Source organism: Streptomyces sp. NPDC096013 (assembly GCF_044763565.1).
Taxonomy (GTDB): domain Bacteria; phylum Actinomycetota; class Actinomycetes; order Streptomycetales; family Streptomycetaceae; genus Streptomyces.
Window position 1 is genome coordinate 88,020 of the sequence record NZ_JBIWGK010000004.1, and the last position, 22,023, is coordinate 110,042.

The window sequence follows — 22,023 nt, forward strand, 5'->3', positions numbered from 1 at the left end:
GCGGGGGGCGGGGGTGGGGGGGGGGCGTGACGGTAGGGGCGCGGGTTGGGTGGGGGGGGGGCGGGGTTGCCCCCGGCCCCCCTCGACCCGCACCCCGCCCCCCGCCCCCGCGACGCCGACTACAGCCGTATCGCCGGGAAAAATCTGGTGTCCGGCTGCATCCGTGTGCGGCCTTCCGCGCGAAGTTCCGTCAGAACGCGCGACGAAGGAGCCCTCGGCATGCAACACCCCACGGGACCAGGCAGCCGGCCGACCGTCCCGCCGGTCATTGGCATCGGCTGGTGCGCCTGGCACCAGGCGTACAGCGCTACGGCCCGTCTCGTGCAGGACGCGGAGGGCGCGGCGCACTTCGCCTGCAACTCCTGCCGCGAGGCGTACAACCTGGTTCCCGTCGCGGACCGGCCATGACGCAAGCCCCCGAGCCGCCCCCGGTCGAGCGGTTGAGCAGAGCGCAGTACGACGGGTGGGCGTGCTGCTGGTGCGGCAAGAGTCTGCTGCACGACTCCGGGGCGGTATCCGCGGGGATCGCACGAGGCAACTCCGGGGTGCACGTCCTTGACGTCGAAGTGTTCGCCTGCGGGTCGGCCTGCCCGCAAGGGCCGCGCGGAACCCGGTCCGACAGGGCATCCCAGGCGTGAGTTCGTGCCGGCGATAGGACATGCCCGCCTGCTCGAACGACGTCACGATTCTCCCGGCACTCCCGCCTCGAAGTCAGGGCCGATGGCGTCGGCCCACGGTTCCGTGGCCGTGACCACGGGGTGACCGAGCCGCGCCGACTCCTCGATCGCCAGGCCCAGCAGGTGGTCCTGGAGACCGTCCGCCAAGGGGTACGGAGGCGGACCCTCGCCACGAACCCACATGGACATCCGCTCGACGATGGTCGCGGCTGCGATGTCCTCGTCGGACAGACGAGCGGGGCGGTACGGATTTCGGTACACGGCACGTCCGTTGACCGAGATGCTGTCCAGGAAGAACCCCTCCAGGTTCATGTCCACACCGGTCTGACGGCGCGTCACGGCGGACTCGACGACTGTGCGCGGGTCTTCGAGGAAGACGATCCGATCGTCGACGATCTCGCCTCCCGTTCCCCGCACGGTGAGCCTCCGGTGCCTCAGCGGGTTCCACCACTGGTTCTCGGTGAAGTCGTACAGGCCTGTGCGGCCGCCCCCGAAGTCGAGGATCGCGAGTGTCGCCGTACGCGGGACGGGATCAGGGTTGTCCGAGAAGGCGCCCCCGAAGGCGATGGGATCGACAAGGGACGTGCTGACGGAGTTGGCGATCACCGTCGTGGGCCCGCGGCCCACATCGAGCAGTCCTCGCATGATCGATACCGCGTGGTAGAGGTGGTTCGAGGTCACCTGCACACTGGTGGGCTCGCCGACCAGTCCTTCCTTGACCATGCGCAGCCGGGCTCGGTGCGCGGGCATGAACATGTTGTGTTCGGCCACCTGCACCAGGTCCCGTGCGCCCACCCGGGACCACAGCGCTCGCATCGCGGGGAGGTCCGGAGCGGGTGGGGTCTCCTCAAGGACGGCGACACCGAGTTCGACGATCTGCTGCGTGATCTCCGGCGCGGCTGGCCAGGGCACCGCAACGATCACGAAGTCGGGCTCGCCATGCTTGGCCGCCTCTTCGACGGAGTCCACTGCCAGGGTTCCGAACCGGTGCGCCAGTTCCTCACGCCTCGCGGCCGACCGCGAATGGACACCGGTGACGGCGAACCGCCCGGGCAACTCGGCGGCGACCCGCAGGAAGAACTCCGATCTCCAGCCGGTGCCCACGATCGCGAACTTCGCCGGTCGATCCTTCGTGGCCATCTGCCTGCCTCCTGTCGGCCTGTGCCTTCACGGCCGGGATGCCTTGAGGAGCACTGAGGAACAAGTGTGCGCCCGGTTCGGCTGTGCGGGCGTGTCCGAAGGCGTCGACGGAGAGCACGATCCTGACCTCACCACCGGCCCATGGGGGGAGGGCGTCTGCCTGTTCGGGGGATCAACCGCGGCCGTCGGGCCGTCCCTCCTGGATCTCAGCGCGTCCGCCGCCGGTGATGAGGCTCCTGCGGAAGTGCCCGTGCCGCGACCTGCGGGCCCCGAGGCCGACCGGCTGGACCGTTGCGACTGTCCGGCTGCGATCAAGGGTCACCCAAGCGGTCCTCGTCGAAGGACCCGATTGCCCGGCAGCCCCAACTGCCTCAATTCCCGTCCACCGATCCTGACCTCAACTCCCCCGCCCCGCACCACCCGGCAGCAGGACCGGCGCGTCGGACCGATGAGTCTGCGGGTTGCCTGAAGTCTTCCTTGTGACGAGGCCGCCCCGTCGCCGGATCGGGAATCGGTGCATCGGGAATCGCCGGAACACATTGCTACGGAGGAGAGATGGAGGCCAGGATGAGAAATCCGATTCGGCTGTACATGTCGATGTCGCTCGACGGCTATATCGCCGGGCCGGACGACCGGCCAGGTCAGGAGCTCGGACGCGACGGCGGACGGCTTTTCGACTGGCTGGACGACCGGGAGTCCGACGGACCGAGCGGACAGGTCTACCGCGAAGCGCTGGCGACCGGCGCGGTGATCTCCGGCCGACGGACCTTCGAACTCGCCGGGCGCTGGCAGGGCGACCATCACGACGGCGTTCCGGTGCTCGTTCTGACCCACCAGGTGGATGACGGGGACGTGCCACCCGGCCACGCGCGTTTCGTCACCGACGTCGTGGAATGCGCCCGTCAGGCCCGCGCCGCCGCGGGGGACCGGCCGGTCATGGTCCATGGGGCGGGGGCGGCCCAAGCGCTGCTCCGGGCGGGGCAGTTGGACGAGATGGAGATCCACCTGGTGCAGGTCCTCCTCGGGGAGGGCCGACGGCTGTTCGACCATATCGGTGGTGATCACATCGAGCTCGACCTCGTCCGACGGCTCGACGACCGAGACGTCACCCACCTCCGCTACCAGGTACGCCGGCCCGGGGAGGCGGCGTGAAGACGCTCTTCGTCTCCTACCGCGTCACCGACCTGGAGCGGTCGCTCGGTTTCTACACCGCCCTGGGCTACGCCGAACTGGGCAGAGTCGAGGTCGGCGACGGGGCTCACCTCGTGATCCTCGCCTTCCCCGGCGAGCCGGCGGCCTCGCTCGAACTGGTCCACCGTCCCGCCGACGGACGCGTCGACGTGGGCAGCGGATTCGACCACCTGGCGATCCAGGTGGACACGCTGACCGTTACCCTCAAGGCACTGGTCGAAGCCGGTCTGGAGCCGGGGCCCCTCCAGTACCCGGGCGGTCCTCACGGCCCGAAGACATCGTGGCTCACGGACCCGGACGGCTACCGGATCGAGCTGGTGGAGTGGCCGTCCGGACATCCCGACGGCATCACCGCGGCAGACTTCTCCTGAGGCGGTCACGGCGAGTGGAGTGACGACACTCTCCTCAGCGCTGCGGCGGCGCACCTCCCAGTCTCATCCCCCGCCCCACTCACAGGACTTGAGGATGGCGGCCGAGTGCCCTCACGGGTGCCGCTGCTCATGTGACGGCACGCATCGCCTGCCACGCGCCCGGGGGCATCCCTGTCGCCTTCCGGAAGAACACCGAGAAGTTGGACGCGTCGGGAAAGCCGAGCAGGTCGGCGCAGCGGCTCGCGGTGACGCGGTCGTGGACGAGGAGCCGTTCGGCCTCCAGGACGATCCGGTCGACGATGTATCCCTTCGCCGTACGGCCGGTGACCTGCTGCACCGCTCGTGAGAGGGTGCGGGGCGCGTATCCCAGAGCGCGGGCGTAGTAGCCGACGTCGTGATGTTCCCGGAAGTGCGCTTCGACGCTGGTCCGGAACAGCCGAAACACCGGATGTGAGAACCGTGCTTCGGCGTGAGGTGGCCGAAGCCGGGCGACGAGTGCCGACAGCAGGATGTCCGGCAGCTCCGTCGAGAGGTCCCCGGCGGGGGCGGACGCCTCGATGAGGAGATGGTTGCGTGCGGCGTCGACGTACGGCCAGTCGGCGTCGGGAATGCTCCAGTGCGCGGCCAGGTCCGGGGACGCAACGAGGTCCCGGGTGGCGTGGGTGACCGGGGCGGTCGGTACGAACAGCACGAGGTGTCCCGTCACACCGGTGATGTCGTCCCACTGGTGCACCGCGCCGGGAGGGATCCACACCGCGGAGCGTTCCTTTAGCGGGTGGCGGAGAAAGTCCACCGTGAGGGAGCCGTGCCCGGCGTCGACGACGGCGAGGACATGGAAGTCGGCGCGCTGTGTTCCGCCGTCGTTCAGTTCGCGAAGGCGGTCGAACGTCATCGTCTCGACCGTGGCGGCACGGCGCTCCGCGGGCTGGTAGGTCATCTGCCGGATCACGGTCACCTGTCCAGTTTCCACCATCGGCCGACCAGTCACGCCGATGTCCTGCCTGGGTGAGCGAGCTTCAATGAACGCACAGGCAAATCGCCCAGAACAGTCGCCGGGAGAACCACGATGAACACGACGCAACCGAAGCCGCTGCCCACTTACGACCATCGGCCGGGGACCGGTCCGACCCTGGTGTTCCTGCACTACTGGGGTGGTTCGGCCCGCACCTGGGACCTCGTGGTCGACCGTCTCCCGGGCCGTGACGTGCTGACCGTCGACTTCCGCGGATGGGGCCGCTCCAAGGGGCTGCCCGGCCCCTACACGCTGGGGCAGCTCGCCGACGACACGCTCTCCGTACTCGCCGAGGCGGGCGTCACCGACCACGTCCTCGTCGGGCATTCGATGGGGGGCAAAGTCGCCCAACTGGTCGCGGCGACCCGACCCGCCGGCCTGCGCGGCATCGTCCTCGTCGGCTCCGGAGCGGCGAAACCCTCGGCACAGGTCACCCCCGAGTTCCAGGAAGCCCTGTCCCACGCCTACGACTCCGACGACTCCGTGGCCGGGGCACGGGACCACATCCTCACCGCGACCCGACTGCCCTCGTCGATCAAGGCACGCGTCGCCGTCGATTCGCGAGCCGGGGCCGACGCCGCCCGCACCGAGTGGCCGTTGCACGGCATCGCGGAGGACATCACCCGGCGCACCGGCATGGTCAGCGTTCCCGCCCTCGTCGTCGCCGGGGAGAACGACCAGGTCGAGCCGGCCGAGGTGCTCCGCGCCAACCTTCTGCCCTACCTGTCCCAGGCAGAGTTCACGGTGATTCCGACCACCGGTCACCTGATCCCGCTGGAAGCTCCGGCCGACCTCGTCGACGCCATCACGGCCTTCGCACCAGCGGCCTGACCATCCGCGCGGCCTGGCGACAGCTCTCCTCCGCGTCACCAGCCGAACGCCCCTGCCCAACCCCCTCCCTGTCATCCTATGTATTTCCTCAACTCCCGTCTCCGCTCGCACCATTGACAGCGGTTCCACCTCCCCTCAATCATCAGACATCCGATGAATTGGAGCCGCTCATGGGTACGTATCCGAGACGTCAGGTCCTGGGCACCACCGCCGGAGTCGCCGTAGCAGCAGCCCTTCCCCTCTCCTCGGCCACCGCCGCGCACGCCGCCGAACCCCTCACCGAACACACCGGGCCGTGGGCCGCCGTCCCCGACCCGGTCCCTGTCCCCCTCGACTCCCTCTACGACAACGACGGCATCGACACCACCTCCGCGCGCGGCGGTGACTTCGACGGCTCGGGCTACACCTTTCCTGGCGAGGAACTTCCCGCCGGCCGTGTCGAGGTCGACGGGACGCCCTTCGTCTTCCCGTCTTCGGACACCGGCGCGAAGAACAACGTCGTCGCCCTCGGACAACGCGTCGAACTTCCGGCAGGCCGCTACCTCTCGGCCCTCTTTCTCACCGCGGGCAGCTACGGCAACGCCGCCGGCCGAGCCACGGTCCACTACACGGACGGCTCGACCACGACCGCCACCCTCGGCGGCTCCGACTGGTACGCCACGGGCGGATCCCTGTCAGCGCCCTACCGCTACGGCCCGGACGGCAGCAAGGACGAACACAGCGTAGGGATCGGCATATCCGAGCTGTGGCTCGATCCGCAGCGCGACGCCGTGGCGATCACCCTTCCGGTGACCAACCCGGCGCAGGCCGGCAAGGCCTCGCTCCATGTGTTCGCGCTGTCCCTGCAACCCGCCGCCCAGGGACGCGCGTTGGCCCTGCGCGAGGCCCGGTCGACGAACTCACTCCTGGAGGCGTCCGGCGCCCAGAGCATCGAAGCCACCGTCATCAACGCGGGGACGGTCGCCGTCCTGGCCTCGGACGACGTGACGGTACACGTCGAGGTTCCTGGGGCGCGCACCGTCGAGGCCGCCCGGGTCCGCCGTCTGGACCCCGGCGAGCAGGCCCGTATCCGGATGGGCATCCGCAACCGTGCGGGCACCGCGCCGGGCACCGCCCAGGACGGCTCGGTGACCGTCGCCGGCCGCGGCACCCAAGTCACCTCGCGGACAAGCCGGTTGACCCTCGGCGTCGCGGACTACCAGCCCACGGAAACCTCCCTGACGGGCCATCAGGCTCCGTACTGGTTCCAGGAGGCCAAGTTCGGCATCTTCATCCACTGGGGCGTCTACTCGGTGCCCGCCTGGGCGCCGGTCGGCAAGCAGTACGCCGAGTGGTACTGGGATCAGCTGCAGGACCCGAACAACCCGACATACGCCTACCACCGGGCCACCTACGGCGAGGAGTTCGCGTACGACGACTTCATCCCGCGTTTCACCGCCGAGAAGTTCGATCCGCGGGCCTGGGTGGAACTGTTCCGGGACGCGGGCGCCCAGTACCACGTGCTCACCTCGAAACACCACGAGGGCTTCGCGCTGTGGGACACCAAGGTCTCCGACCGCAACGCCGTGAAGATGGGCCCCAGAAGGGACCTGGTCAGAGAACTCTTCGACGCGTCACGCCGCCACACACCCGAACTCCACCGCGGGCTCTACTTCTCGATGCCGGAGTGGTTCAACCCGGACAGCCCGTGGATGGGCCACGCCCCTCGCAATCCGTACACCCTTCAGCCGGTGCCGTACACCGGATACACCGCGGGCAAGGACTATGTGACGGAGTATCAGGCCGCGCAGATGCTGGAACTGATCCACGGCTACGACCCCGAACTCATCTGGTGCGACATCGGCGGCGCCAACGACAGCCTCCATGTGCTGGCGGAGTACTTCAACCACGCCAAGAACCGCCGCCGCCCGATCGACGTGACCGTCAACGACCGTTCGGGGATCGCCTTCCACGACTTCACCACGCCCGAGTACACGACGTACGACAACACCGTCGTCGCCAAGTGGGAGTCCAGCCGCGGCCTGGACCCGTTCAGCTACGGCTACAACCGGGCGACCCCCGACGACGGCTACATGACCGCCGAGGAAGTCGTGCGCAACCTCGTCGACATCGTGTCGAAGAACGGCAACTTCCTTCTCGACATCGGCCCCCGGGCCGACGGCACGATCCCCGAGATCATGCAGACACGGCTCCGCGAGACGGGCAACTGGCTGCGCACCAACGGAGAGGCGATCTACGGCACCACGTACTGGTCCCGGATGGCCGAACTGGGCGATGACCTGCGCTTCACCGTCCGCCCGGACGAGGCCTTCTACATCCACTCCCTGGCCAGGCCGAGCGCCAGACTCACCGTCGAAGCGCCGATCCCCATCCGCGGCGGCGACAAGGTGACGATGCTCGGCCACGGCCGCCCCCTGACCTGGACCCTCAGCAACGGGGCACTGGTGATCGACGTCCCCGAAGCCGCACGCAAGGCGGGGCAGCACGCGTGGGTGTTCAAAGTGCACTGGCGCGTCTGAGTCCCGACGGAGTCCCTGAGCGCGGCCGGTGTTCGTGACGAAAGGGAGCGCACCCTCAACCGCTGCGGTCGGGCGGCTCCCCCACGGACACCACCACCGCTGCCGCCTGCCCCTCGGGGGCGTCGTAGCTGACCGTGTCCCCGGGACCGCGGCCAAGGAGGGCGCTGCCGAGGGGGCTGTCGGCCGTGACCAGCGCCTGGTCACCCGCCGCGGCTGTCTCACCGATGTGGACGGTCTCCACCGAGCCACCGGAGTACCGCACGGTGACCGTACTGCCCACACCGACAAGGCTCGTGGAAGGCGGGCCCGCCACATCCGCCTCACGCAGCCGCGTGGTGATCTCCGAAATACGGTCGTCGAGGCGCCTGAGATCGTCGCCACGTTGCAACTCATCGGCTTCGTCGGCTCGGTCGCCGACCACCGAGTCAGAGTCCTGAAGTGTCGCCGCGACCGTCCTGCGTTCAGTGTGGAGGTCGTCAAGCTCCTGCTGGAGAGCGTGACGGGCAGCATCGCTGATCGGCGCTGGTTCGCTTGACATGCCTGCTCCTCGGGGACACAGGAGAGCGGAAGCAGAAAACAAACATTTCGTACCATATCAACAATGTCGTGGCGGCGGATGGGCGTCGCCGACGACGGACGGCCAGCCGGTGCCTGGCCGGATACCGGTCAGCCGTCAACCACTCACGATTCCCACCACGAGGTTGATGGCCGTGGCGAGAATGCTCGTGCCGAAGACGTAGGACATCAGCGAGTGCCGCAGCACGATCGACCGGATCGTGGAACTGGAGACATCCGTGTCGGACACCTGATACGTCATTCCGAGGTTGTAGCTGAAGTAGAAGAAATCCCGGTACGCCGGCGGATCGTCCGAATTGAAGTCGATGCCGCCCTCGGACTCGTAGTACACGTAGGCATATCGGGTGGCGTACATCAGGTGCAGTGCGGCCCAGGCCGTGAAGACCCCGCACAGGGCGGTCGCGGCGTGGCCGATGTCGGACTTGCCGCCGCGCAGGAGAAGCAGCACGATGGCGACCAGTCCGCACAGAGCCACCAGGACCACCACCACTTCCTCGGTGACGGGCCGGAAGTCCTCGCGGCGCGCATTGCGGTGAGTGGCCGCGGCATCCATCGGCCACAGCACCGCCCAGCCCGACACCACGAAGAACAGTTCCATCGCGGCGATTCCGGCCAGCACACCCAGTGCCGCGTCGGTCGGCGGTCCGACGGCCGCGCCGACCACCGCTCCGAGGACCAAGGCCCCGGCAAGACGTGGCACGGCGTCCAAAGGCAACCAGGTCCTCATGCACTACCACCACAATCCCGTTGTCGCCTCGACCCCGAGCCGTCCGACGTCACCGAGTCGACGTCGGCCCTGCGGGTGAGCGTCGGCCCGGCAGGAACACGGGGTACGTACCCCACCTGTCGCTCCGGCATCGCCTCGTTCCTTCAAAGACCCGGAACGGCCGAGGAGGTTCACTCGCCCACGGAACGGGCGGGGCCCTCGGTGCCCTTCACTCCCCGCTCCGTGCTCGGATCGACAGGCAGGCCGAATCCCGGAGTGGCCCAAGGATCTGCCCTGGAAATGGACCACACCCCTGGGCTACTCCACTCCTAGGGTCGGAGACATGAAGACGGGCGGACAGCAGTCCGACCGACGCCTCCCAGAGCGCCGGCCACGCCTGTCCACCCCGCAGAGGTGATGCCAATCCGGCTTTCCGCCCCTGCGGAACCTCCACCGAAGAGACAAAACGATCGAGGAAACGAGTCCCATGAAAGCGATCGTGGTGACAGACCAGGCCGCTGGAACAGCCGGGATGACGCTGGTCGAGCGACCCGAGCCGCAACCGGCCATCAACGATGTCGTCGTTCGGATTCACGCGTCGGGATTCGTCCCGACCGAGATGGAGTGGCCCTCGACCTGGATTGATCGCGCCGGCCGCGACAGGACGCCGGCGATCCCGGGCCACGAACTGGCCGGAGTGGTCACCGCCCTCGGCTACGGCACCACGGGGCTGTCGGTCGGGCAGCGCGTGTTCGGCCTCGCCGACTGGCATCGCGACGGCACCCTGGCGGAGTACGTCGCGATCGAGGCACGCAACCTCGCACCGCTGCCCGGCGACGTCGACTTCACGGCAGCCGCGTCGCTGCCCATCTCAGGTCTGACAGCGTGGCAGGGGCTGTTCCAGCACGGCCGCCTTGAGGCCGGCCAGACCGTGCTCGCCCATGGCGCGGCCGGGGCAGTCGGAACGATGGTGACCCAGCTCGCACGCGAGGCCGGCGCCTATGTCATCGGCACCGGGCGTGCCGCCGACCGTCAGAAGGCACTCGACTTCGGCGCGCACGAGTTCGTCGACCTCGAGAACGACGCGCTGGAAGACGTCGGCAGCGTCGATCTCGTCTTCGATGTGATCGGTGGCGACATTCAGAAACGGTCCGCAGCCCTGATCAAGACCGGAGGAACACTGGTGTCCGTCGTCGGCCCGGTCGAGGCGCAGCCCGTCGCCGGCCTGGCGGTGGACTTCGTCGTCGAGACCGACCGTGCCGAACTGGGCGAGATCGTGCGGCGGGTGCGGGACGGACGACTGCGGACCAACATCGACAACGTCTCAACCCTCGACGACGCCGTCGCCGCCCTCAACCCGACCGAACGACGCAAAGGGAAGACGATCATCCGCGTTCACCCGTGAGGGACCAACTCGCTCCCGGCCACATGGCGTCAGGGAAGCGGAACGGCTGCCGCACGCTCCTTCGTCGCCGCGCAGGTCCCAGCACGGGGGGGGTGACCCAGGCGTGGCGTCCTCGCCTGGGTCGCGGGACAGCGGAGCCGGCACCGCGGTGTGCGGACCAAGCCCCGGTGCCAAGCCCCCCGCCCCACCCGACGGACCCCGCCCCCGACGCACACCCTCCAGACGGCCCTGGTTCGACCCGACATCCCTGTCACTGCCCTGAATCGTTGTCATTCCTCTTGACCTCACTTCAGAGGGCGAATTACGGTTCCCGCACTCGTAGTGAATGAAACGATTCAACACCTGCTCACCCGTGACAAGTTGGGGCTGAACCATGCACGAAACCCACCCGCAGCGTGGCGGTGCGACCCGCCGGTCCGTCATGGCGGCCGCTCTGACGACGGGCGTCCTCGCCACACTCGGTCCGACGGCGAGCGCCGCCGCTTCCTCCGGTACGGCTCGCTCCACCGCGGCCGCGCCAACGGCCAGTTGGTTCGCCAGACCGGCCAAGTCGGTCCGACCCAGGTTCCGTTGGTGGTGGCCGGACGGGCTGGTGGACCCGGTGGAGATCGCGCGGGAGATCGACCAGATGGCCGACGCGGGGTTCGGCGGCGCCGAGATCGCGGCAGTGCACCACAGCATCACCGACACCTCCGTGCTGGACACCGCCCGCCACGGGTGGGGCAGCCCGGCCTGGCGCGACGGAGTGAAGGCCGCGCTGCGCCAGGCCGCCCGGCGCGGACTGACCATCGACCTCACCCTCGGCCCGAGTTGGCCCGTCGCCGTGCCCGGAGTGACTCCCGACGACGACGCCGCGGTGAAGGAACTCGCCTACGGCAAGGCCACGTTGACCGGCGGCGCGGCCTACGACGGTCCCGTGCCGGCCTCCGTCTACGCGGCCGCCTCGGGTGTCACACAGCAGAAGCTCGTCGCCGTGCAGGCCGCCCGCGTCAACACCGCCTACTCCAGCGGCAAGGCGACCGGACTGGACGCCGAGAGCGTCACCGACCTCACCGGCCAGGTGTCGGACGGCAGTCTGAGCTGGACGCCGCCCGACTCGGCGACCTGGGTGATCCTGTCGTACTGGCAACGGGGTTCGGGCCAGCAGCCCGAGGCAGGGCCGCACTCCTCCCCCGCCGCGTATGTCGTCGACCACTTCAGCGCGGCGGGGACCGCGGCCGTCACCCGCTACTGGGACTCCGCGATCCTGGACTCCACGCTCCGCCAACTCCTGAGATCGGCGGGCGGCACCTTCTTCGAGGACTCCGTCGAGCTGGAGACCAAGGGGTTGCAGTGGACGCCCGGTCTGCCCGCGGCCTTCCGCGAGCACACCGGTCGCGACCTGCTGCCGTATCTGCCGGCCGTCGTCCTCGACAAGGGCAACCAGATCTTCGCTTTCGAGGCACGGCTCACCCAGGAGATCCGGCACGACTTCTGGGAGACCGTCTCCGGTCTGTTCAACCAGCACCACCTCGGGGCGCTCACGTCCTGGGCGCACGGACACGGCATGAGGATGCGTTCCCAGCCGTACGGTCTCCAGACCGACGCCATCGCGTCGGCGGCCGTCCTCGACGTACCCGAGGGCGAGTCGCTCGGCTTCAAGAACCTCGACGACTACCGCTGCCTGGCGGGCGGACGTGACATGGCCGGCCACCGCATCCTGTCCTGCGAGGCGGGCGCGTACGCGGGCGGCGCCTACAACACCACCTGGGACAAGTTCCTGCGCACCATGGGCGGCGCGTACGCGGCGGGCGTCAACCAGACCGTGATCCACGGCTTCTCCTACGCCACCGCACCGGGTGTCAGCTGGCCCGGCTTCGCCGCGTTCAGCCCGTACAGCGGGGCCCCGGGATACGGCGAGTCGTGGGGGCCGAGGCAGCCGACCTGGCGCCATGTGCCCGACATCGCCGCCTACCTGGGCCGCGTCCACGAGGTCCTCCAGTCGGGCACCGCCCGCGCGGACATCGCCGTCTTCCGGCAGACCGGCTACACGGCCACCGGCATCGGGGCCTCCTGGCTGACCTCGACGGGCGTCCCGCTCGGCTGGACCCACCAGTTCCTGAGCGGCCCCCTGCTCGACCTGCCCACCGCCAAGGTCTCCGGCGGGCGCCTCGCACCCGACGGGCCCGCCTACAAGGCCCTGTTCCTCGAAGGCGACTTCTTCTACGGCTCCAACCCCACGCTCGCCGTCGCCGACGCCCGCAGACTCCTGAAGTTCGCGCGTGCGGGCCTGCCCACCGTGCTCCTCGGCGCCTTCGACCAGCCACTCACCCCCGGTCTCCCCGACGCCGGGGAGCAGGCCGAACTGCGTTCACTGACCGCCCAGTTGCTCGCTCTGCCGAACGTGCGTCAGCTCACCGACAAGACCCTCGTCGGTGCGGCGTTCGCGGAACTCGGCGTGACCTCGGATGCCGTCTACTCCGTGCCGTCGACCCTGCTGAACGCCCACCGGATCACCGACGACGCCGACTTCTACTACCTGTGCAACGGCAAGCACGCCGAGACGGTCAAACCCGCCGTCGCCCTCATCGACCACGACGTCACGCTGCGCGCGACCCGCCGCAAGGGGACCGGCGCGGTCCCGTACCTGCTGGACCCCTGGAGCGGACAGGTCACCCGGCTCGCCCGGTACACCCAGGACGGCGACGCGTTCACCTTCCGGGTGACGCTCCAGCCGGGCGAGACCCTCGTCGTCGCGCTGGGCGCCCCGGGACTGTTCGGGGACCGCTGCGGGAGCCGTCCGCACGCGGTCGCGACCGACGCGGACACCGCGCTCTTCGCGGACGGCTCGCTGGCCGTACGAGCCTTCACGGCCGGTGTCCGCACCACCACCCTGTCGACGGGCCGCAAGGTCACCACCGAGATCCCCGAGGTGCCGGCGGCCGTCCCCCTCGACCGGTGGACGCTCTCGGTCGACGACTGGCAGCCCGGCGGCACCGCGACCACCACCACGATCGTCAGGCACAGCCTTGTCCTCGACGCCCTGCTGCCGTGGTCGCAGATCCCCGAACTGGCCGACGTGGGCGGCGTCGGCCGCTACCGGACAACGGTCACCCTGCCGGACACCTGGACCTCTGGCACGGGGGCCCTGCTCTACCTGGGCAGCGTCAGCGACACGTGCCGGGTCTCCGTCAACGGAACGCTGCTCGACCCCGTCGACCGGCTCAACCCGGTGGTGGACCTCGGCGGCCGGCTCCGCCGCGGCACCAACACCATCGAGGTCGAGGTGGCCACCCCGTTGTTCAACCGGCTGCGGATCAGCAACCCCGCGGTGTTCGGGACCTCCGCGAGACAGTCCTACGGCCTGGTCGGACCGGTCCGGCTCACGCCGTACGTGCAGCGGAAGGTGGCCTGATCCCAGGCGGTCGTACGGGGATTCCTGTCCCCGTACGACCACCCTCGACCCGGACACGGCACACGCCGGTCGGCGCCCGGTCAGTCACACGTCAGCGTCGGTGTCGCCCAGTCGCCGTGGTCGTTGCCGTTGCCGTCGCCCGCGTCGCCGACCCTGAGGTCGACCACCTGGGCGCCGCTCACGTCGACGTCGATCGGCACTGCGGCTTGTTTGCCGTGGATCGTCGGGGTGGTGACCAGGGTCTTGCCGTCCGCGATCACGGAGAACGTCACCGTGCCCGCGCCGCCCGTCTCGTCGTCGACGCCGACGTCCGCCGTCAACCGCGAGCACTGGCCGGCGAGATAGAGCTGGACGTCGCTGACCGAGTTGGTGCCCAGCCCCTTGGCGTAGCCGACGCCCGCGATGGTGATCGGACGCCCGTCACCGGCCGCCTGTTCGCCGACGCTGGTGTCCCGCTCCACCGGCCCCCATCCGTTGGTGGACGACAGAAACGGCAGGGCGCTCACGTCGCTCTTCCCGCTCGGCGGGGCGGGCGGTATCCCCCCGACGATGCGCTCGTCGCCGCCGGAGGACTGCCGTCCGCTCTGCCGGTAGCGCACCGTGGTGGTGAGTGCCGAGGCGGACGGGAGGGTGCCGCCCGGCGGCTGCACCTTCCAGGTGAAGGTGGCCGATGCGCCGGGTCGCAGGATCTTGACCGCCGTGGGACTCGGGGCGCTGACGCTCCAGCCGTCGGGTGCCGAGAGCGACGCCGTCAGTGCGGAGGCCGACGGCCGGTCCTTCGGCACGCGGACCGTCGTCCGGGCGGTGAAGGCCTGTCCCGGCCGGGCGTTGTCCGGGACGTCCAGGGTGACGTCCGCTCCCGGGCGCTTCGGCATCGCGTAGGTCCGGGCGTCGTAGCCGGGACTGTCGTTCTGCGCGACGCGCAGGGACGAGGCGTAGCTGCCGTAGTCGGTGAGGGAGACCTTGCCGAGACCGCCGGTGCTGCCGTCGAGGTTCCAGACGGCGATGGCGATGCTGTTGTGGCCGTTCGGGTTCAGGATGCCGTTGGGGACCGGGAACGTGTGCTGCGGGCCGAGGTAGTTGACGTAGTTGCCGACCTGCCAGCCGTTCACGAAGATCGTGGCGCGGTACTTGCGTGCCGGGTCGTCGGTGAACGTCAGCCCGAGCGAGGTGTCCTGGCCGTGCGGCAGGTCCAGCGTGGCGTCGGTGCGGTACCAGGAGACTCCGGGTGTCGTGTCGGCCGTCGGGAGGGAGACGCGGTTCCAGTCGCCGTCCGGGTAGCCCGGCAGGGACCAGCCGGCCCGTTCGCCGTAGAGGCCGCCCGTGGAGAGCGGGCCGCGGACCGTGTCCTGGAGGTCCTCGCCGCCCCGCACGCCCTGGAGGCGCCAGGTGACGGACGTCAGCGGCGCACCGACGAGGGAGGCGCTGGTCAGGCCGCGCGCGGTCTTGTTGCCGTTGGAGGAGTTGTAGTCCTCCTCGTGGCCCATGTTGACGGTGAGTACGGAGATGACGTTGTCGCCCGTGGACTTCACGGAACCCGCAGGGAAGGTGAAGTCACCGCTGCCTGTGGTGGAGCTGCCCAGGAAGGTGCCGTTCAGCCAGGCGGAGAACGCCTGGGCGCCGCCGCCGGAGTCCGAGACCAGGTGGACGCCGGTCTCCTTGCCGGTGGTGCGGAAGCGGCCTCGGTACCACGTGTTGCCGGTGTGGAAGCCGTAGTCGTCCGCGTAGAGCACCGGCAGCGAGTTGACGCCGGAGACGCTGTTGGTGGTCGCCTTGTCGGCCACCTGCCAGCTGGTGTCGTCGAAGCCGGGGGCTGCTTCGGGGGATTCCTCGGCGTGCTTCCAGTTGGTGAGCGCCGGGAGGTGGACGGGGGCGGCCACCGGGATCTTTCCGGTGAGGCTCCCCGTGTCGGTGGTGCGGGTGCCCAATGTCCGCCCGTTCCAGGTGACTTGGGCGGCGGAGGTGAAGACCTCGATGTTCTTGTCGTCGGCGTTGTCGCCGGTGAGCGCCACGGTGCGACCGCCGTGCGGGCTGGCCGCCGTCCGCAGCAGGTGGGTGCCGCGCACGAGCACGGGGCCGCTCGCCGTGTCCTGACGCCAGAAGGTCTTCGCCGTGGCCTTGTCGCCGACGAGCAGGAGGAGGGGGCGCTGTCCGGCGCCGCTGACTCTGACGCGGATCAGGCCCTGGTGCGTGTAGTTGAGCCGCAGGTCTCCGGTGGCCGGGTCCCAACTCGTGCTGACCGTACCGCCGTCGGCGGAAACGGTGGGCTCGGTGGCGTAGCGCAGGACGGTCTCGCCGTCGCTGCCCTGGTCGCCGTAGAGCACGGCGATGTCCCGGTTCCCGATGGTCGCGTCGGTCATGATCTCGGAGGTCGAGTACTGCAACTGTGCTTCGCCGAGGCGGTAGTTGGCCACGATCACATGGGAGTCGCGGCCGTCGAGGGTGATCGCGGTGCCGGGCTGCTGCGGCACGACCGGATAGGTCGGCTCGGCGGTGGCGGCGGTCGGCACGTCGATGGCGTCGACGGCAACGTAGTTGTCCGTGGATGCCGAGCTGTGGTTCCCGTTGACGACGATCTTCAGTGTGTGCGCGCCGGGTGTCAGACCGGTCTTCTGGAAGACCACGGCCTGGCTCTCGCCGCCGGAGTCGTCGACCGTGGCGGTCTTGGTGCCGTCCAGGTAGACGTCGGCGTAGCCATGGTTGTCGGTCTTCGAGCCGATCCAGCGGATCGCGGTGCCGTCGAAGGGGACGGTGAGCGAGTCACCGGCCTTGTTCGAGAACGACTCGGTGTGTTTGTAGTCGCCGCCCGTGTAGCTCGTGTCGGCCACGTGCGACCACGAACCGGCGTACTGGAGCGCGGAGTCGGGGTCGTCCCAGGTGTAGGTGGTGTCGTTGGACGGCTGGGCGTTGAAGTCCAGGGAGATGTGCGTCCTGTCGACGGCCGTGGACGTGGAGTTGCCGTGGCGCAGGACGTGGAACTGCGTCTTGGTGTCGGGGTTCATCCGGGCGGTGTCGACGACCGCGGAGTCGTCGGGCGGGGTGGCCCTGATCGCCTCGGTCTTGGTCAGCGGGGCGACCGACTGCGTGAAGTAGCCGATGAGTTTGTCCTCGTCGTACTTGGGATCGAGCTGGCGCGTCTCGCGGATCGCGGCGCCGTAGTCGTACGACGTGTAGTTCTCGGGCATGCCGAGCCAGCCCCAGTTGGTGCCGCCGTAGGTCATGTAGAAGCTCTGGGCGGTCGCGCCGACGGCGATGTTCTGCTTGTAGAAGACGTTGGCGAACCGGTCGTTGATGAGCTGGGCGCACTTGTCGTAGCCCGGTCCGCCCCAGGGGTCGAAGGCGCCGCCCTGGAACTCCGGTGAGTACAGCGGTTTTCCGGCCGGGTGGTCGTAGCTGATGTCCGGGACGCCGTTCCACTTCGAGGGATTGGAGCAGTCGAAGCCCTGGGGGTAGGAGTCCGGGCCGTCGACGTCCAGGGCGCCGGTACCGGAGTTGAAGGTGCCGTTGTTGTTTCCGGTCAGCGGAACCGTGATGCCGTCGGCCCGGGCCTTGTCCTCCAGGTGCTGCATGTAGGAGCGCCCGGCGGCCGAGCCGTCGTAGTACTCGTTCTCGACCTGATAGGCGATCACCGACCCGGTGCCATTGGTCAGTTGGTGGCGGGCGATGATCCGGTCGATCTGGGTCAGCCATTCGTCGGCGTACTTCAGGAAACGCGGGTCGTCGCTGCGGTTGTCCTCGGCCTTGGTGGTCAGCCAGCCGGGCAGGCCGCCGCTGTCGACCTCCGCGTTGATGTACGGCGCCGGGCGGGCGATGACGTAGAGGCCGGCCTCCTGGGCCATGTCGAGGAGCTTGTCGACGTCCCGCACCCCGGTGAAGTCGTACACACCCGGCTTGGGCGAGTGGTAACCCCAATCGAAGTAGAGGGACGTCGAGTTGAAGCCGGCGGCCTTCATCTTCTGGAAGATGTCGCGCCACAGGTCCTGGCTCGGGAGCCGGAAGTAGTGGAACTCGCCGGACCACAGATAGGTGCGTTTGCCGTCCACGAGGAATGAGTAGCCGTCGAGACTCACCGTGTGCGCCTGCGGAGCGGCGGCGGGAGCGGCCGGCCCCTGCTCGCCGACGTCCTGCGCGGCCACGGCCGGCGCGATGGTGCCCGCCGCCAGGGCGATGGTCGCGGCCGTCGCGAGGACCGCCCTCCACCACCGTCGGCGACCGGGTCTCGCTCCCTCTGAACCAATCCGACTACCCCGCACTGCGGCCTCCAGACCGACTGGGCGAACAGCATCAAACAGACTCAGGCAAACCCGAACAGTAAAGGGGCGCCGGGCCAACCACAATGGGTCGGAAGGACACAGTCGAAAGGCCGGTCCCCGGGCTCACGTCCGGAACCGGCCACCTTTCCTGACGCCGAGCGATCTCGCGGACTCGGTCGTCAGTCGTGTACGGAGCCGCCGTGAGGTTTCCGGACGGAGGGCGCGGGTTCGGGGTGGGCGCCGGTGAGTTCGGGCTCCAGGCCCTCGCTCAACCCGGCGGGCCGACGGCCCGCGTCGGTGCGCCACGCCTCGAAGGCCCAGGTGGTGAGGGCCACGACCGCGAGGCCCAGGAGCCAGCCGCCCACGACATCGCTGAACCAGTGGACACCGAGTGCGATCCGGGTGAAGCCGACGCCGATCACGGACACCACCGCGATGACCCAGCACAGCGCCCGCAGAGCGCGCGGCACCAGCGGCAGCAGCACCAACAGCAGTATGGCGAACGAGGTGGTCGCGGTCATCGCGTGTCCCGAGGGGAAGGAGAATCCCGGCGCGTGCGCGACCGGGTCCTCCAGGGACGGCCGGGCCCGCTCGACCAGCGTTTTGACCAGCAGCCCGATCAGACCGCCGGCCGTGGCCGTGACGGCGGACCAGGCGGCGAGTCGCCAGGCCCGGCGGTACAGCAGCCACACGGTCAGCAGCGCGACGATCGCCCGCAGGGTGACCGGATCCCATACCCGGTCGGACAGGAAACGCAGGACATCCGTCCAGGCCGGATGCGCGAGGGCGGTCTCGTTCAACTGCCGCGCCGCGCGCGCGTCGAGACTCCGCAGCGGCTGCCAACGGCCCTCCACCAGGACGAGCAGCAGGCCGAACGGGACAGCGGCTACGGCGGCGACGGCGACCGAACCGAGGAGATGGATGCCGAATCTCCGGTCGGCCGCCCGGCGGCGACGGAGGTCGGCGAGACGTTGGGTCGTGGCGCGGACCACCATTCAGACTCCCGGGTCGGCTGAGATCGGACCGGGCCGCAGCGCCCGCGCGGCCTCCAGCTGCGCGGCGAAGGACAGGCCCAGGAAGAGGGCGATGGAGGTCAGGTAGGCCCAGAGCAGCAGGGACATGAACGCGCTGAGCGGACCGTAGATCGTGTCGAAGGACCCGCTGATGTTCAGGTACAGGCTCAGCAGCCAGGTCAGGGCCGTCCACAGGACGAGGTAGACGGCGGCGCCGAAGGCCAGCCAGGTGTAGCCGGGCTGCCTGCGGCGGGGGGAACGGCGGAAGATCGCGCTGGCCGAGATCAGGGCGAGCACCAGTCCGAAGGGCCAGCGCAGGATCTCGCAGGCCGTCCTGGCATCGCCGTCGAGGTGGTACACCGTCGCCGCCGCGGCGGCCAGGTCGCCGCCGGCCACCATCACGACGAACCCGATGCCGAGCGGAATGCCGGCGCTGAGGGACATCACGAGCCCGCGCAGGTACTTCTGGCGGAAGGGACGGTCGCGTTCGTTGCCGTAGATCCGGTTGGCGCCACGTTCGATCTGGCACATCGCGGTCGTGACGTTGACCAGCGAGAAGGCCAGGCCGAACCAGAGGGCGATCTGGTCGCCGTCGCCCGCGCTGCGGCGGCTTCGGGCCAGTGCGTCGTCGACGACGTCGGCGCTGGGCCCCTGCGCGATCCGATGGATGGTCAGTTCGGCGAGTCTCCCGATGTTCTCCGTGTGCAGCGCCGTGGAGAGCCCGACGAAGGCGATGGCCAGCGGGATCACCGCCAGTACCGTTTGCAGGGCGAGCGCGCGGGAATGGCTGAAGCCGTCGGCGTAGCGGAACCGCACGAAGGAGTCGCGCAGCAGCGGCCAGCGGCCGTAGCGGCGCAGCGACGCCAGGGCCTCGTCGGCCGAGAGGTCGTCCCCGGTCATGTCGCGGGTCTCGGGGACCTTGGTGGCGGTGCCCATTCACTTCTCCCGGGTGGGCAGCAACACGGTGAGCGCACCGGCGCTGACCTCGGCGGTGAGACGTCGGCCGTGGGTCACCGGGTCCCCGTCGAGTTCACGCGACTGCGGTACGGCGAAGGTGAGTTCGGCCCGCCGGAAGGTGAAGAACTCCACCGGTACGACCTTCGTGCCGGCGCCCTCCGGGAGAAGCGTCTGCGCGGTCGTGGCCCGCGGGTTCCGGCCGCGACCGCGCATCAGGGCGCCCAGGGCCCGTATCCAGCCGCCGGGGCCGCGCGGGTCGAGGATCAGCAGATCGAGCAGCCCGTCGTCGGGCCGGGCCGCCGGGAGGAGCGTCAGACCGCCTTGTACGGTGCCGACGTTGGCGAGGAGCACCATGCGGGCCGTGCGGTGCAGGACGGGCGCGTCGTCGAGCCGGACCGTCAGCCGCATCCGGGGTGTGCGCAGGGTGCCGACGGTGGCGAGTACGTAGGCGAGCCAGCCCACGGTGGACTTGGCACGCTCGTCGGTGTGTTCCAGCATCGCGGCGTCGAGCCCGGCCCCGGACATCGCGGCGAAGTGCGTGGGGGCGAGGCCGTCGCCCTCGATGCGGCCGAGGTCGATGCGGTGCGGGGTGCCGGACAGGGCGGCGTCGAGCGCGGTGGTGGGGGTGAGCGGCAGGCCGAGGTTGCGCGCCAGCAGGTTGCCGGTGCCGCAGGGCACCACGACGAGGGGTACGCCACTGCCGGCCAGGGCGTCGGCCGCCGCCCGCACGGTTCCGTCGCCACCGCAGACCACGACCAGTTCCGCACCGGCACGGACCGCGCCGGACGCCTGGCCGGTGCCGGGGTCGTCGGCGGTGGTCTCGATGAACCGCGGTGCGCGGTGGCCGTGTTGTTCCAGAACCCGCCGCAGCTTCTCGCGGTCCCCCGCGTCGGTCGCCAGGGGGTTGAAGATCACGACGGTGCTGCCGGGCGCCCGCTCCTCGGCCCGCGCGGCCGGGTCGGCGGGTGCGGTCCGCTGCGCGGGAACGGCGGCCACGGACGCGTCGGTGAGCAGGGCACGGCCGACGATCAGCAGGGACAGGGCGCCGTTGGCTATTCCGCCGATCACGTCCGTGGGGTGGTGCATGCCCCGGTAGAGGCGGGAGACGCCGACGATCAGCGGCAGGAGGAACAGCAGCCCGGCCAGCGGCCACCGCCACGGCCTGCGGACCCGGGACAGCACGAGCACCGCGAGCCCGGCGTAGAGCGCGGTGGCCGCGCCGGTGTGGCCGGAGGTGTAACTGGACGTGGGCGGGGAGGCGTCGAGTCGGTGCACATGCGGGCGGGTCCGGTCCACCGACAGCGTGACGACCAGGAACACGAGTGCCTGGAGCGAGACGGCGACAGCGAGGAAGACCGCCTGACGCCACATCGGCAGCCGGGGTAGGAGCAGCAGCGCCACGCAGGTCAACAGGGTGATGGCGATGATCGTGAGGGTGTTGCCCGCCTCCGAGCCGAGGTACGACAGGGTGGTCAGCGTGCTCGTACGGATCCGCTCGAACCCCTCGTCGACGTGGTCCTCCACCGTCAACGGCCACACGTTCCGGGCCGGGCCGGTGATCAGGAGCCCGAAGCCCACTATCACCGCGGCCTGACAGACGGTCAGTGCGCCGATGCGCGCCGCGGCACCGCCGGTACCCCGGGGCAGAACAGGCGCGCGGCCCCACCGGACCGCCTCAGCCTCCTCCCCGGTCGCTTCTGCTGCTCTTCCCGGCACTGCGGTCGACATCGGGGCTCCCACGGTTCGGCGCCTCGCGGCGGTCCACGGTCGGGTGGCCTTCACACCCGACCATCGCCGTCTGCCCCCGAACCCGAGGCGCAGACACCCCCTCACGTGGGAATCCATGAGCCCATGCCCCGGGCGGACACGGAAGGTGCCGCTGGGGCGTGGTGCGACGGCCACGGCAGGGGTGGGGTCCGACAGGAGTTGGTCCAGCAGGGGCATCGGTGGCCCCGAGGTCACGGGGCGCCCCGCGGCG

15 protein-coding genes are annotated in these 22,023 nt (G+C 69.8%); 7 read left to right on the forward strand and 8 right to left on the reverse strand.

The window, feature by feature from the left end:
* Positions 1–219 precede the first annotated feature (219 nt).
* The gene (locus ACIRB1_RS15280; protein ID WP_403465853.1) at positions 220–408 is read left to right on the forward strand and encodes a hypothetical protein; all 189 of its coding nucleotides are present in this window, start codon (positions 220–222) and stop codon (positions 406–408) included.
* A 272-nt stretch (positions 409–680) separates the two neighbouring features.
* Here the strand turns inward: ACIRB1_RS15280 and ACIRB1_RS15285 are convergent, their stop codons facing one another.
* The gene (locus ACIRB1_RS15285; protein WP_403465854.1) at positions 681–1,817 is read right to left on the reverse strand and encodes a Gfo/Idh/MocA family protein; all 1,137 of its coding nucleotides are present in this window, start codon (positions 1,815–1,817) and stop codon (positions 681–683) included.
* A 567-nt stretch (positions 1,818–2,384) separates the two neighbouring features.
* Between ACIRB1_RS15285 and ACIRB1_RS15290 the strand changes: the two genes are divergently transcribed.
* Together ACIRB1_RS15290 and ACIRB1_RS15295 are read left to right on the forward strand one after the other, a co-directional pair.
* Positions 2,385–2,969 carry a dihydrofolate reductase family protein gene (locus ACIRB1_RS15290; RefSeq protein WP_403465855.1) on the forward strand — a complete coding sequence of 195 codons (585 nt, stop codon included), beginning with the start codon at positions 2,385–2,387 and terminating at the stop codon, positions 2,967–2,969.
* Positions 2,966–3,379, forward strand: a complete 414-nt coding sequence (locus ACIRB1_RS15295; protein ID WP_403465856.1) for a VOC family protein — start codon at positions 2,966–2,968, stop codon at positions 3,377–3,379. Before ACIRB1_RS15290 ends, ACIRB1_RS15295 begins: the two co-directional genes overlap by 4 nt.
* Before the next feature lie 127 nt (positions 3,380–3,506).
* Here the strand turns inward: ACIRB1_RS15295 and ACIRB1_RS15300 are convergent, their stop codons facing one another.
* Complete coding sequence (locus ACIRB1_RS15300) at positions 3,507–4,334, reverse strand: helix-turn-helix domain-containing protein (protein ID WP_403465857.1); 828 nt, start codon at positions 4,332–4,334, stop codon at positions 3,507–3,509.
* A 111-nt stretch (positions 4,335–4,445) separates the two neighbouring features.
* On the opposite strand from ACIRB1_RS15300, the gene ACIRB1_RS15305 reads away from it, so the two are divergent.
* Positions 4,446–5,222, forward strand: coding sequence for an alpha/beta fold hydrolase (locus tag ACIRB1_RS15305; protein ID WP_403465858.1), 777 nt, complete (start codon positions 4,446–4,448; stop codon positions 5,220–5,222).
* Positions 5,223–5,392: 170 nt separating this feature from the next.
* On the forward strand, positions 5,393–7,741 hold the full coding sequence (locus ACIRB1_RS15310) for an alpha-L-fucosidase (RefSeq protein ID WP_403465859.1): 2,349 nt from the start codon (positions 5,393–5,395) through the stop codon (positions 7,739–7,741).
* Between the two features lie 55 nt (positions 7,742–7,796).
* On the opposite strand, the gene ACIRB1_RS15315 is transcribed toward ACIRB1_RS15310, so the two are convergent.
* A complete protein-coding gene (locus ACIRB1_RS15315) occupies positions 7,797–8,279 on the reverse strand; it encodes a GreA/GreB family elongation factor (protein ID WP_403465860.1) in 483 nt (160 codons plus the stop codon).
* 135 nt (positions 8,280–8,414) lie between these two features.
* The gene (locus tag ACIRB1_RS15320; RefSeq protein ID WP_403465861.1) at positions 8,415–9,044 is read right to left on the reverse strand and encodes a DUF1345 domain-containing protein; all 630 of its coding nucleotides are present in this window, start codon (positions 9,042–9,044) and stop codon (positions 8,415–8,417) included.
* Positions 9,045–9,510: 466 nt separating this feature from the next.
* Between ACIRB1_RS15320 and ACIRB1_RS15325 the strand changes: the two genes are divergently transcribed.
* On the forward strand, positions 9,511–10,428 hold the full coding sequence (locus tag ACIRB1_RS15325) for an NADP-dependent oxidoreductase (RefSeq protein WP_403465862.1): 918 nt from the start codon (positions 9,511–9,513) through the stop codon (positions 10,426–10,428).
* 373 nt (positions 10,429–10,801) lie between these two features.
* Positions 10,802–13,822, forward strand: coding sequence for a glycosyl hydrolase (locus tag ACIRB1_RS15330; RefSeq protein ID WP_403465863.1), 3,021 nt, complete (start codon positions 10,802–10,804; stop codon positions 13,820–13,822).
* An 80-nt stretch (positions 13,823–13,902) separates the two neighbouring features.
* On the opposite strand, the gene ACIRB1_RS15335 is transcribed toward ACIRB1_RS15330, so the two are convergent.
* From ACIRB1_RS15335 to ACIRB1_RS15350, 4 genes are all read right to left on the reverse strand, one after another.
* Positions 13,903–18,075, reverse strand: a complete 4,173-nt coding sequence (locus ACIRB1_RS15335; protein ID WP_403465864.1) for a beta-galactosidase — start codon at positions 18,073–18,075, stop codon at positions 13,903–13,905.
* A gap of 179 nt (positions 18,076–18,254) precedes the next feature.
* Complete coding sequence (locus ACIRB1_RS15340) at positions 18,255–19,070, reverse strand: phosphatase PAP2 family protein (RefSeq protein WP_352181637.1); 816 nt, start codon at positions 19,068–19,070, stop codon at positions 18,255–18,257.
* Positions 19,071–20,024: a YihY/virulence factor BrkB family protein gene (locus ACIRB1_RS15345; protein WP_352181636.1), complete on the reverse strand. Its 954-nt coding sequence runs from the start codon at positions 20,022–20,024 to the stop codon at positions 19,071–19,073. It abuts the gene before it with no gap.
* Positions 20,025–21,773 (reverse strand): diacylglycerol kinase family protein, encoded by a 1,749-nt coding sequence (locus tag ACIRB1_RS15350; RefSeq protein ID WP_403465865.1) that lies wholly within the window; start codon positions 21,771–21,773, stop codon positions 20,025–20,027.
* Between the last annotated feature and the right edge of the window lie 250 nt (positions 21,774–22,023).